Raw genomic sequence first — 11916 nt, 5'->3', positions numbered from 1 at the left:
ATTGGAGGATCGACCGTTTTTTAGTCGAGCGTTTCTTCGAGAATCCGTAAGGCTTCCCGCCAACTGGAAAACCGTTCAATCAGTAACGTGAGTGAGGGCAATTGGTGTTTTCGGGCAAACTGAACATATTCTTTACTGGTCAGTGCAGGACCAAGTGCTTCATAGGCTTGGCGCAAGGCACCTAAACAATCTTCGTTCGAATAAAACCCGTTTGATGATAATTGAAAATGGGCCAACGCCTGTTTCCAAGTCCCGTAATGGCGGATGATCGTATTGGCACTCATCATTTGCGGATGGTTCACCCGCAGTGCGGAATAGGAACGGATGGTTATGCGGGAGCCGCACTTCTTGACATAAAAAGCGATGCTCTCATCGACACTCCATCGGTTGCTGTGAGACGTATCGGATTTCGACCGGTCGAGCGCCACGCGTTTTTCGTTCGACAACTCGCGGGCACGAATGATTCCGGCTTGCTCAAGCAGATGGGTCCAGGATCCGAATCGTTTTTCGATTTCCGGTAAAGACGGGTAAGGCAAATGGCGGGCGAGCTTCTGGTAGTGTGTGGCTTTCATTGGTGTCAAGTGTAACTGGTGCAGTCCTTGAATCAACCGGATGATTTTTTCATCGGTCGTTTTGGTAGAAGTGGATGTAGGCGTGGTTTCTTTCATTAAGAAGTCTCCCTTAACGGATGGTTAGAACATGATGCCGCAAGTGTATCACCTCGCGGCGATGCCGTGAACTAACAAAATCGTAAGGTTCGGGACGATGTTCTCAAAAATCAATCAGCCTTCTGAAATCGATTGATAGCGATAAGCAGTGTTTCCTTTTAACACATACAGCGTACCTGTTGATTTTTTCGTTTGATACAATGTTGTTCCGGCTTTCCAATCGGTCGCCGTCCGGTCGACAAGTGCTTGTTTGCCGTTAATCTGCTTGTTGACGGTCGAATAGGACATCAGATCTTTTTTCTGAATGGCCGTATCTTTTCCGCGCAGTTCATAGACTCGGTCGCCGACTCGGATCAAATCAGCGGTCTTGTCCTGGCGGGCTTCCTTTGCGATGATATCCGTCGTCGATGTCGTTGTTTCCTTTTCTGCAGCACAGCCTGCGGTCAAAAGTAAACTGCTTAAGAGTACCGTTACGATTTGCTTGTTCATATTAAAACCTCACTTTCAAATTGAAATGGATGTACTAAGACGACAATGCTATATTCATCAATTGAAATCTTTATTCCCGATTTTCCATTCTCATTTTCCGAGGAATAACGTGCTATCTTGATTAGCATGTCCTACTAGATTGAACCACTTAGGAGACAGTTTTAGTTCTAAGATCATCTGAAAGTAGTTTAATCAATACTCCATTTCCTGACTTGGCTCATATAAACAATAGTCACCATTTGTCGGCTTCTTTTTAGCCTCATACATCGCAAGATCTGCGTGCTTTATCAAGTCCCGAAAAGAATGTGCATCCTTTGGAAAAGACGAGATGCCGACACTTGGCGGACAATGAATGATGTTTCCGCTTATGCTGTACGGTTCTTCAAGACGGGATATAATCCTGCCGGCCAACTCATGTAATGTAGAATCGGATGCAATATTTTCCGCTACTAATGTAAATTCATCTCCACCTTGTCTTGCGATCATCGTAAAGTTGCCGGAAAACTCGTGCAGCCGATGCGCGACGGCTGCTAATAATTGATCCCCGATATCGTGTCCTAATGAATCATTCACCCGTTTAAATTGATTTAAATCCATGAAAAACAGTGAGATATTTTGATCGGAAGAAATATGCGTTTGATTATCGATGAGTTCATGCAGTTTTTCTTCAAATGCGATTCGGTTATTTAAACCGGTCAACGTGTCATGGTATGCCAAATAATGTACTTTCTGCTCGTTTTGTTTGTTGATTGTAATGTCTTTACCGATTCCAAATATACCTACTAATTTATTGCGAACAACGATTGGGATATTTGTGATATTCAGATAAGCATCTCTTCCGTTATGAGCTATGATACGTGTCTCATAACTTCTGGGGTGTCCGACGAATACTTGTTTAAGTTCAGAAGTGACCCGGTCCCGGTCCCGATCATCAACATACAGTAAACTGTGTTCACCGATTAACGTTTCGTTGGTTACACCCAGTAATGTATTGCACGCGTTATTGGCACTTTCAAATCGGCCGTTGAGATCAGTCGAATAGACCGCATCCGGATGATATTCAAACAACGATTTGTAACGCTCTTCGCTGATTTCAAGCTCCTGTGTTTTATGAACATACAGTTTGACTAAACGTTGGTTTTCTACAATCATGACGATTTGTCGGATGATGACCAGGCCAATTGAAATCCCTGAACCAATCGTTACAGAATCGAAACCGGTCGAATGTAGACCCATGAAAAGAAATAAGACTAAGACACCGCCATACGGCATGACGATCTGAACTAGATTCATGCGGGCGACAATCATTTCAGACTGAACTGCAGCAGAAGAAGAAGTATGGAGTAATCCTGACAACCCGAGCAGCAACATGACGACGATGAATAACGGATCGATGAGACTGCCCGAAAAATAAGAACCGATTGATATCAGATACAGGTAAATAGAATCGGATACTGCCTGAATGAATAAAGCAATGAAGACAAGCAACATCGAGAGCGTTTGATTTTTTTTCGTCACACTGTAAAATAGAAAAACAGCTGCCAACAGCATTCCAAGATCACCGACCGGATAGGCGAGTGACACAATCAGCTCGTTCATCGAAATATCCCGTGACGACAATAGAGGTGTAATCAAAAAGTGCCATGAAAAGGTTGCGGCGACTACTATCACGATCGAAAGATCAAACAAAAAGGGAATCCGTTCTTGTTTTTTGGTCTGATTAAAAATTTTATAAAGCAGTGCACTTAAAATCAATGTGACTTGGAAAAGATAAAAAACATCGGTCCAACCGGGAGAAGGGATGTCTCGTAAAAGAACACTTTCAGTCATGAACCAAATGATCTCCCCGATCAGGTAACAACCGGAAGCACATGTTAAAATGATCCAAAATATTTGATCCGCTCCGCTTGATATTCTGATGGCCGTATACAACCAGATCAGAGATATACCGATCACAACGATCGAAAACAGGTTGCCGCCAAATGCTTGGATGTAAGAATGGTTTTTCCATGAGACGATCCAAACGTAATAGGCGAACAGATAGAAAAAAGTAAGGAACAGAGGAAACCTGATTTGTTTAATCATATACCGTGTTTACTCCTTTTTTGATGTAGTCGTTCCTCGTTTGACGTCCAATTTTCACGGAGTGTTGAAGACAGAACTTTCAGTCGGCAGTAACGCAATGAACGTCTTCGCTTCTACGGGAGGGGAAAACAGATAACCTTGACCGATCGGACATCCATAGTGTTGCAAAATCATTTTTTGTTGCGCCGTTTCAATTCCTTCCGCGACAATCGATAAGTTTAAATTCATACCTAGTTCAATGATCGTTTTCACGATAGGGGAAGACGGATCGTCATTTAGGCGGTCAACGAAGGATTTATCAATTTTTAATGTATCAATCGGCAGGTGTTCCAGTACATTCAACGAAGAATATCCTGTGCCAAAATCATCGATGGAAGTTTGGACACCCAGTCGAGCCAGTTCTTGAAGAATCGTAATACTTTCTTGAATGTCTTGAACGATGCTCTCAGTAATTTCTAATTCAAGCCATTGGGCCTGTAAACCCGTGTCCTGCAACACCTGTTCCACCATCTGGGTGAATAAAGGATTTTGAAACTGCAGGGATGAGACATTGACGGAAAGTAACAAAGGGGCAAAGCCCATGGTTTGAAATGTCTTATTTTGTGCGCAGGCGGTCCGCAAGACCCATTCACCAATTTGATTGATGAGACCCGATTCCTCTGCGATCGGAATAAACTCGGCAGGCGAGATAAAGCCGAATTCAGGATGTTTCCACCGGATCAAGGCTTCCATCCCGACGATGTTTTCAGTGGATAACTGGACTTTCGGCTGATAATACACTTCGAATTCGTTACGTTGCAACGCATTTCTTAAATGGTTTTCCATCTCTAAATGCTGTAGTAAGCGTAAAGATAAGGTTTGGTCGTAAAAAGCATAGAACGGTTGATTTGTTCTCGGCGAACGGTATAACGCTTCATTGGCAAGGCGCTGAAGTTCTTCCATGTCCCTGCTGTGTCGGGGATATAAACTGACACCGAGTCGCGGGATCAGATGGATTTCATGATGACTGATTTTTAAGGCAGACTGTACATGGATCATGATTTCGTCACAGCACGCATGAATTTCTTTTTCATGTTCATACGGGAAAAGAATGGTGAATTCATTTTCGCTAGTTCGGAAGAGATGAACTCCTTGCGGGAGAACGGTCGATAAGCGGCGACTCATCGTCTGAATGATTTGGTCGCCCACCTGATGTCCGAACGCATCCATAAAGACTTTAAATCGATTCAGATGAATCAAGATCAAAGCAGCCGAGTTTTGATGGTTTTTAAAATCAAACTGGTCTTGAAGGAATGCGGATTGATTTCCTAAACCCGTCAGACGATCTTTATAGGCTACATTTTCCAGTTCCTTCACTAAGCGATTGTTTTTCATTAAAACAATGGTTTGGCGAACCAAAATGAATGTAAAAATGATGAACCATCCAAGACTTAACGCATTAAAACGCCAATCATACGATTCGAACATTAAAAGCGATAAAAGAAAAATACTGGCATAGGGAAATAAAAACTCCCGTTTAAAAAAAGGTCTGTTTGGTTTAAATGAGTGCGGTAGTTTGTCCGGTACGTGATAAAGACCGGTAAAGCCGATGAATAATAAAGCGAGCGTCCATATGAGATCGACCCACTCCCCCGCATCATATGTCCCCTGAATCGTAAGATAGACAAAGAAGATATCTCCGATTACCTGAAGCAGAAGTCCGATGACGAGAAAAATCAGCGTATGGGTATTCCGCTCCAATTGGATGAGGTAATACAATGTCACAATACAAAAGAAAATGCCTAAATCAGCAAACTGAAATAATAATGTGACGGCATTTAACCAAAACGACTGTTCCTGCAGATAATAAAGAGGATGAAGTAAATAGTAGTAACTGATGGAACCGGCCGCCACCATGTAGATTGCCAGATTAAAAAAATAAGATGCACGTGCTAAAACAGCACTTGTTTTACGCAATTTAAAAAGCAGGGCGCTAAAATAAAAAAAGTATGCACCAATCCAAAGTGTCGAAGAAATGACAGGTGTTTGAATCGAGTGTGTCATCGGTAACAAGACAATCCATACGAGCGTACCGAAGGCTGAAAAAAAAGTTCCGCCGGATAGAAACAACCAAAATAAACGATTTTCCTTCGCTACACGCTGTGAAGTTTTAAACAGCCAATATGTACTGACCAGCCCGACCGTCATTTGGACAATATTTAAAAATAGAATACGTTTCCAATCAGAAACTTCGATTAAAAACTGTCCAAATCCGAACGATAACAAGATCAAACCAATACACGAAATAGAAAAGAATTTTAACAAGTTCAACTTAAATCCTCCTCTTTTGCGATAAAAAATGGATCTCCATTAGTCTATCGGTAGTGTGAAGGATTATTTTGATATTGTAATTCAAATTAGCCCGTCTAAATCGCCATCAGACGAATTAAACAATGCTACTAATGCATGCATTGTCTCATCAAATGAACGGACCGGTCGGTAGCCGAGCGATCTGATTTTATCGGTTGCATACGTCGGGCGCTCCGCCACGCGATTCGGTACATGATACGGTTTTCCGGACGCTTCAATCAGACGCATGCGAAAGTCGGTTTCCGGAATGTTGGCGTCGACCGCATGGAAGACGTCACCTGCTCGCCCGCGTGTGATGACGAGGTACACCATTTCGACTAGATTATCGGCATGAATCCAGTTCACGACATCGTCCGGATGGACCCAGGTCACACAATCCGCTTTTTGCATTCGTCTGACTTGCCGGTCGCCCCAATGTGAATCTTGTTCAGCGCAAATGGCACCGGGCCGGAGTATCCGGACATCCAGTCCGCGAGTGGCGTATTCGTTTAGAATCTGTTCCGACCGGATTTTCGTCTCGATGTAGGGTGCCGAATGATCAACAGCAAACGGCGTTGATTCTGTCAAATGACCGGCTGCCGGTTCCCCGTAAACGGATGTCGTCGAGATGTGCAGGATATTTACGTTCTTCTTTAAAGCAACCGTTGCCAAGTGATCGACCCCTTCGATATTCGATTGATAGGCAAGAAGCGGATCATCACCGAGATACGCAGCACAATGCACGACCCAATCAATATGTTCCATCGCTTTTTCAAGTGACGCTTGATCGGTTAAATCACCGAGGACCGGCTTCATTCCAATTGATTCGAATTCAGCGAACCGCTCCGCATTTCGGATGAATCCACGAACTTCAAGCGCTTCCGGTACGAGACGTTTTGCGACGCGCAGTCCAAGCGTCCCGGTGACCCCAGTGACGAGTATTCGTTTTCCTGACAGTTCCATCTGATTTACCTTCTCTCTAGATTATTTGACCCGCTCAATTGTTGCGACGAGCGGTTTTTTGTCGTTTCGGTATTCAAAGCGGATGACATCCGCCTTTTGTAAGGCGGATAACGAATTGACCTGAACGTCGATCTGCGTTTGGTCGTCAATCGTGACTTCGATCAAGGCGTATGTAGCTTCCGGATCTTGTTCGTCCGGAGCCAAGGCTAATTGATTACCCGTGATGTCAACGATGATATAGTTTTCATTTGAGCAACCACTTAACACCCATAAGGTCAGTAGACTAATCAGCATGATGCCAATTTTTCCTCGCATGCCTTCACCGCACTTTCGTTAAGTCTGATTATCCGAAATGGATTACTCCTAGTGTAGAGATATCACGAACGATTAGAAAGGTAAAATGGATGATTTTAGTCATTTTAATGATAAAGATGGTAATATTAAGGAGGGGGAACAAGGTGAGTGGATTCGTTCAGAAGCTGTTGATCGTCAGTGGTGTGATGGTGGTGATGACGGGATTGTTCATCTTTTTGTTCGTTCAATCGATAGTGCCGGAAAAAGAGGATGAAGACCGCGTGTTACGTGAAACAAAATCGTATATTGCGGAACACTTCAAAGACGCGGAAGTACCTGGTGTCCTATATGACAATATGGGCAACTATTTTACGCTTGATTATGCGGTTCAACTATACCGTGATGCTCAAGTATTGCCGTTCATCACTTTTACTCTAAACCGGTACCGTGTACCGAATGAAGAAGAAAATCTTGCACGAGTAGCAACTGCTTTACAGACGAAGAAAATTCTCCAACACGGGAATCTGAGAACAGAATATGTAAATGATCAAGGCGTTACGCGGGAAGGAAGTCGATTTCAACAAACGTTTTTGAATCAAACAGAGACATAATGAAGTAAGTAAGGGAAAGGAAGCAACTTCAATCGTATACTACTGGACACGGAGGTGAACGTAACGTGCGAAAAAATTATACTGTCCTGTTTTTGATGCTGTTTTCCGCATTCATTGCAGGCGGACTCGGACTTCAGAATTTCTTTGACTCCGCCATGATCATCGGCGTCAGCCTGGGAACCGTCTGTCTTTTTTGTGCCATCTATTTTGCGGGAAGAAGTCAGAAGACACAGTGAGTTAGATGACTGTGTCTTCTGACTTCTTTTGCATAGTAAAAGAATATTATTGTACTGGCTGTTTCGCTTCCTGCACCGGAAACAACAGACCGACTCCGATAATTAGAGCACAACCGATAAAGATGGCCGGTAATCCCAGAGTCGCGACGAATGACATCGTTCCGAGAATGATTAAATCGAAGGCAGAATCGACGAGATTGAGCAGCGAGAGTGTCGTCGCCCGGCTACCGGACGGGATATGTTCGTTGATGATACCGGAATAAAGCGGTTGACGGATCGACCGAAGCATCCGCAGGACAAAAAAGAGCACTAAGGCAATCCATAAGCTGTCAAACAGAAAACTGGCCAACGTAACGGCAAGCAGTGTGACGACGCCCGATAGTTGCATCAACGTCGTCCGTTTAAACCGGAGCAACAGCCACGCGAGATGTCGGGTAATCAGCATGCTGAGTAGAGCGGCGCTTGCATACAAAACACCGAGCCATGCAACCGGAAGTCCGGCTCCCGTCACATACGGTTGCTCAAACTTTCCAAAAATGACGACAGATGGAATCAACACAATCGTGAAGTTAAGAAAAACTTTAATCAGATCCGGTGATCGGCGGATGATCTGCCAACCGTTTTTGACATGCGTATACGGGTTGTCCCGGAACTGATCAAACGATTTAGGATTGATCAGACTGAAAATCAACAAGAATTCGATGATTTTGAAGAGAATTCCGATGAGGATCAGAAATTGGAACTGACTTTCCGCTAAATCGCGAACGAGATAGGCGCCGATCAGGCTAGTAAAAATCGTGACGAAAAACATGACGGACGAGATCTTCGCCATGACCTGACTCATCGTCTTTTCCTGACCGCTTTCCTTTAATGATTCGTAAATCAAGGCATCGTCTGAACCGGAAAAGAAGGACGTTGATAATCCCCACAGCAGTCCCTGAATCGAAAACCACCGAAGGTCATCCGCAATCAGCAACAGACTGGTTGAGAAAATACTGATCAGGCTGCCGGTTAAAAACGACGCTTTTGGTCCGAAGCGGTCGGCAAAGGCACCGGTCGGGATTTCCGATACTAATGTGGCGGCACAATACATGAAGAGGATGATCAGAATGTCAGATGCCGACAAACCGCGATGAAAATAAAACAAGGTGATGACCGGATCGAGGAGATTGATCGTGCCGAACAAAGTGATGAAATAAAAGACACGGACATTATGCGTAGCTAGATTATGATGATTTCGTTTGATGAACATGCTGTTTCCTAACTTGACCTGTAGTGATGAATCGGTGATAAACTATATCTTATATGATTATAATTATAATATATGGAAGTTTAAAGGGGTAATTAGGAGTCAAAAAAGGAATAAGAAGTAAGAGCACGAATACAACACATTAACCCATACGAGTCCCGGGTCAGTCGTTTCATCAAAAGGAAGAATGGACAACCTACCATTAAATCTTCATGAAGAGGAGTCAGTATGAGAATTCAGTTAAAAGCTTGTACAGCAAGCGATGCCGATGAGTTATACGCATTTGAATGTGACAACCGGCGTTATTTCGAGCAGTCGATTCCGTCACGCGGAGATGACTACTATGTGCCTGACATCTTTCGGGAACGGCATGCGGCTCTCTTGCAGGAGCAAAAGGACGGTAGTTCCGTCTTTTTCTTGATCAAGAACGAAACCGGATCGATTCTCGGCCGAATCAATCTTGTTGACCGGAGTCCAATCGAGAAAAGTGCGCAACTCGGTTACCGGATCGGTCAAGTTCATACTGGAAGAGGGATTGCGAAAGAGGCGGTTCGATTATTGCTTAGGCACTGTCAGAAGCTTGAGATCGATAAAGTCGAAGCAAAAACGACGGACGGGAACTTCGCCTCGCAAAAAATCTTGACGCATAGCGGATTCCGACGAGTAAATAAAGAAGAAGAAGTGGTGTTGCACGATCAACGGATGAGGCTGATTCATTATATTTGGGCGCGGTAAATCGTTTACTATGTATTTGAGAAGGAGAGATGAACATGCTAACACAAATCATTTTGAATTTTTCAAGCGTATTTCTCAGCGATACGGCATTGAGGTTCGTGTTATTTGGAGAATTGTTCGTGTTAGTCCTGATTTATTGGACGACAGCTAAATTTTCAAGGCAGAGTCTTTGGATTGGCGCAGGGTTGTTGGTGGTTGGAGTCCTTGCACTGCTCCCCGGATACTTGTACGTGCAAGAAACAACACCGGAAGATGCTGTCATTGACGTCTCGATTCTACTTTACTATCCACTCGAACTGGCGGCATTATTATTGGCCATCTTTGCTTTTCAAAAACGGCAGTCCCAATGATGAAAAAGCGAAATTAATATGTAGCATCGAAATATTCAAGTGACTCCAGTAATCATTCCGGAGTCATTTGAATTTTTTGATTTTAGGAGATATGACTTTTTCTTCGTTTTAGTTGTAAGGAAATCCAAAAGTAAAAGAACGCCGATAGTCCCGAAATCGAAAGAGCGAGTAAAAGAAAAGAGAAGTTGCTAAAGGTATAGTTGCCTTCATGGTTAGGCAACAGAAAGATTAGAGCAACCATGCCGCCGAAAACGACATATACTGTGGATTTTAGCAAAAAAATATTTCGGTTAACAGGAAAGAACGGAGCAATTTGTTTCACAAAAAAGTCGACGAGGTTTCCCGAAATTAAAATAATCGGGAACGAAGAAATGGTGTAGATTACAAAAAGATCGATGACCGAAAAATAGACATCATTATCATCATATATACCGTCTAAGACTGCAGAAATGTAAGAAATCAAGGTAATCAGACCTGAAGTTACGATAGCGGTCAATCCGGCGGCAATCAGTTTATTGAACATAGGGAAGTCTCCTTATCTTATGCAGGATGCCGCCAAGTTCGTTCGATTAGGCGAGATACGATGAAGTAAAGCAAGGCCGAAGATCCAGCAATCAATAAAGAAATCGGAATATTCGAATCATCTTTCGTGAACTGTAAGATCAGAATTATTCCGATGATAACACCTGATAGCATATATAAAAATGCCTGAAAGACAACTGTAAGCCGGACGGAAGAAAAACCTTTAAATCCGTTTTTGACCAGAAAATCGGTCAAAAATCCGGAAATCAAAATGATGGGAAGTGCATAAATCATATGCAAAGTAAAGATTCCGCTTGCTGATTCATACATCGTATCGTCTGCTCGTTCTGATATCGGTGTATAGGACCAGTATGTCAAGAAACCGGAAACCAAAACGGATGTCAGAATGACAGCGGCTATTTTTTTTAGCATGATGTTTTTCCTCTCCTTTTAACGATTACGAATCGTCAGATAGTATTTTGCGTTACTGACCATCAAGATGGATGTAATGACGAAAATGCTGAATAGCTGAGAGCTCGATGTCGACAGCGAGTAGAAGAGCAGCAAGATGATTCCAACGATCAGCATCATATTAACAAGAGAATGTGTTTTGTACAGTCCTTCGAGCATGACGTGTTTTTCCCCGTCATCCGATGCCGCGAGGAGCTTCATGGCATAATCCGTTTCACTGATGTCCGGAAGCTTCCGTTCCGGATACATGTGCTGGACCAGCGTCTGAAACCGGATCGAAGCAATCAGTCCGACACCCATTACGACAAAGCCGCTCACGACCAATGAAAGCTGTTGATCGAGCACTAAATTCACACTGACCAATACAAGACTAAGCGGAAGCACTAAGTTTAAACTCAGTGTGCCATCGCTGAACCAGCGATACATCTGTTGATCAGCCGAGTCTTCCGCGTCTCCCGTCAACGGTTGGTGAAGAAGGCGTTGAATTTGACGATAACGAATAAAAGAAAACAAAAGTAAACCGATCAGGACAACAAGCAAAAAGCCATTGACCCACACGCTGTACTCTGAAAAGGCGATTCCCTCAAGCGGACTGCTCAACATCCAGTACATCAAGAAAAATCCAATAGCGCCGCCAACAAGCATCTGTAAAATCAACTGTAGATTTTTGTTCACAGTAACTCCTCCTCGTCGAATTGAAAGATATCCTCGATTGTCGTTTCGAAGACCCGGGCAATTTTAGTGGCAATCAGAAGCGACGGCATGAACTCCCCCCGCTCAATCAAACTGACCGTCTGGCGTGATATATTGGCGCGTTTTGCCAATTCTGTCTGATTCCATCCATGGCGTGCCCGTAGTTCCTTTACTTTTGATTTCATTTCCTTCACCTCACTTGAATTGTAAACGATACTTGTC

15 protein-coding genes are annotated in these 11916 nt (G+C 43.5%); 4 read left to right on the top strand and 11 right to left on the bottom strand.

Annotated elements, in window-relative coordinates; all coding sequences use genetic code 11:
• Positions 1 to 20: 20 nt before the first annotated feature.
• From ACHA8N_RS02920 to ACHA8N_RS02895, 6 genes are all read right to left on the bottom strand, one after another.
• Positions 21 to 668, bottom strand: a complete 648-nt coding sequence (locus ACHA8N_RS02920) for a homing endonuclease associated repeat-containing protein (RefSeq protein WP_147511313.1) — start codon at positions 666 to 668, stop codon at positions 21 to 23.
• A gap of 114 nt (positions 669 to 782) precedes the next feature.
• Positions 783 to 1157 carry a hypothetical protein gene (locus tag ACHA8N_RS02915; protein ID WP_147511314.1) on the bottom strand — a complete coding sequence of 125 codons (375 nt, stop codon included), beginning with the start codon at positions 1155 to 1157 and terminating at the stop codon, positions 783 to 785.
• Between the two features lie 192 nt (positions 1158 to 1349).
• On the bottom strand, positions 1350 to 3242 hold the full coding sequence (locus ACHA8N_RS02910; RefSeq protein ID WP_393964639.1) for a DUF4084 domain-containing protein: 1893 nt from the start codon (positions 3240 to 3242) through the stop codon (positions 1350 to 1352).
• Between the two features lie 54 nt (positions 3243 to 3296).
• The gene (locus tag ACHA8N_RS02905) at positions 3297 to 5552 is read right to left on the bottom strand and encodes a putative bifunctional diguanylate cyclase/phosphodiesterase (protein WP_393964638.1); all 2256 of its coding nucleotides are present in this window, start codon (positions 5550 to 5552) and stop codon (positions 3297 to 3299) included.
• An 81-nt stretch (positions 5553 to 5633) separates the two neighbouring features.
• The gene (locus ACHA8N_RS02900) at positions 5634 to 6533 is read right to left on the bottom strand and encodes an NAD-dependent epimerase/dehydratase family protein (protein WP_393964637.1); all 900 of its coding nucleotides are present in this window, start codon (positions 6531 to 6533) and stop codon (positions 5634 to 5636) included.
• A gap of 21 nt (positions 6534 to 6554) precedes the next feature.
• Complete coding sequence (locus ACHA8N_RS02895) at positions 6555 to 6848, bottom strand: hypothetical protein (protein WP_393964636.1); 294 nt, start codon at positions 6846 to 6848, stop codon at positions 6555 to 6557.
• A 143-nt stretch (positions 6849 to 6991) separates the two neighbouring features.
• Between ACHA8N_RS02895 and ACHA8N_RS02890 the strand changes: the two genes are divergently transcribed.
• Complete coding sequence (locus ACHA8N_RS02890; RefSeq protein WP_393964635.1) at positions 6992 to 7438, top strand: hypothetical protein; 447 nt, start codon at positions 6992 to 6994, stop codon at positions 7436 to 7438.
• 65 nt (positions 7439 to 7503) lie between these two features.
• On the top strand, positions 7504 to 7674 hold the full coding sequence (locus tag ACHA8N_RS02885; protein WP_167498350.1) for a hypothetical protein: 171 nt from the start codon (positions 7504 to 7506) through the stop codon (positions 7672 to 7674).
• Positions 7675 to 7720: 46 nt separating this feature from the next.
• Here ACHA8N_RS02885 and ACHA8N_RS02880 read toward each other — a convergent pair whose 3' ends face one another.
• On the bottom strand, positions 7721 to 8926 hold the full coding sequence (locus ACHA8N_RS02880) for an MFS transporter (protein ID WP_393964634.1): 1206 nt from the start codon (positions 8924 to 8926) through the stop codon (positions 7721 to 7723).
• A gap of 225 nt (positions 8927 to 9151) precedes the next feature.
• Here ACHA8N_RS02880 and ACHA8N_RS02875 point away from each other — a divergent pair, with 225 nt between their 5' ends.
• On the top strand, positions 9152 to 9658 hold the full coding sequence (locus tag ACHA8N_RS02875; RefSeq protein WP_393964633.1) for a GNAT family N-acetyltransferase: 507 nt from the start codon (positions 9152 to 9154) through the stop codon (positions 9656 to 9658).
• A gap of 35 nt (positions 9659 to 9693) precedes the next feature.
• Complete coding sequence (locus ACHA8N_RS02870; RefSeq protein WP_393964632.1) at positions 9694 to 10008, top strand: hypothetical protein; 315 nt, start codon at positions 9694 to 9696, stop codon at positions 10006 to 10008.
• An 82-nt stretch (positions 10009 to 10090) separates the two neighbouring features.
• Here ACHA8N_RS02870 and ACHA8N_RS02865 read toward each other — a convergent pair whose 3' ends face one another.
• The 4 genes from ACHA8N_RS02865 to ACHA8N_RS02850 are packed head-to-tail and all read right to left on the bottom strand — an operon-like array spanning position 10091 to position 11879.
• A complete protein-coding gene (locus tag ACHA8N_RS02865) occupies positions 10091 to 10531 on the bottom strand; it encodes a hypothetical protein (protein WP_393964631.1) in 441 nt (146 codons plus the stop codon).
• A gap of 17 nt (positions 10532 to 10548) precedes the next feature.
• Complete coding sequence (locus ACHA8N_RS02860) at positions 10549 to 10962, bottom strand: hypothetical protein (RefSeq protein ID WP_393964630.1); 414 nt, start codon at positions 10960 to 10962, stop codon at positions 10549 to 10551.
• Between the two features lie 18 nt (positions 10963 to 10980).
• Positions 10981 to 11676 (bottom strand): DUF3169 family protein, encoded by a 696-nt coding sequence (locus tag ACHA8N_RS02855; protein WP_393964629.1) that lies wholly within the window; start codon positions 11674 to 11676, stop codon positions 10981 to 10983.
• Positions 11673 to 11879, bottom strand: a complete 207-nt coding sequence (locus ACHA8N_RS02850; RefSeq protein WP_026833000.1) for a helix-turn-helix transcriptional regulator — start codon at positions 11877 to 11879, stop codon at positions 11673 to 11675. The genes ACHA8N_RS02855 and ACHA8N_RS02850 overlap by 4 nt, the downstream gene beginning before the upstream one ends.
• Positions 11880 to 11916: the final 37 nt, after the last annotated feature.

Origin of the sequence: Exiguobacterium sp. S22-S28 (genome assembly GCF_043359615.1) — a bacterium.
GTDB lineage: Bacteria > Bacillota > Bacilli > Exiguobacteriales > Exiguobacteriaceae > Exiguobacterium_A.
This window is presented reverse-complemented; position numbering and strand designations above follow the sequence as displayed.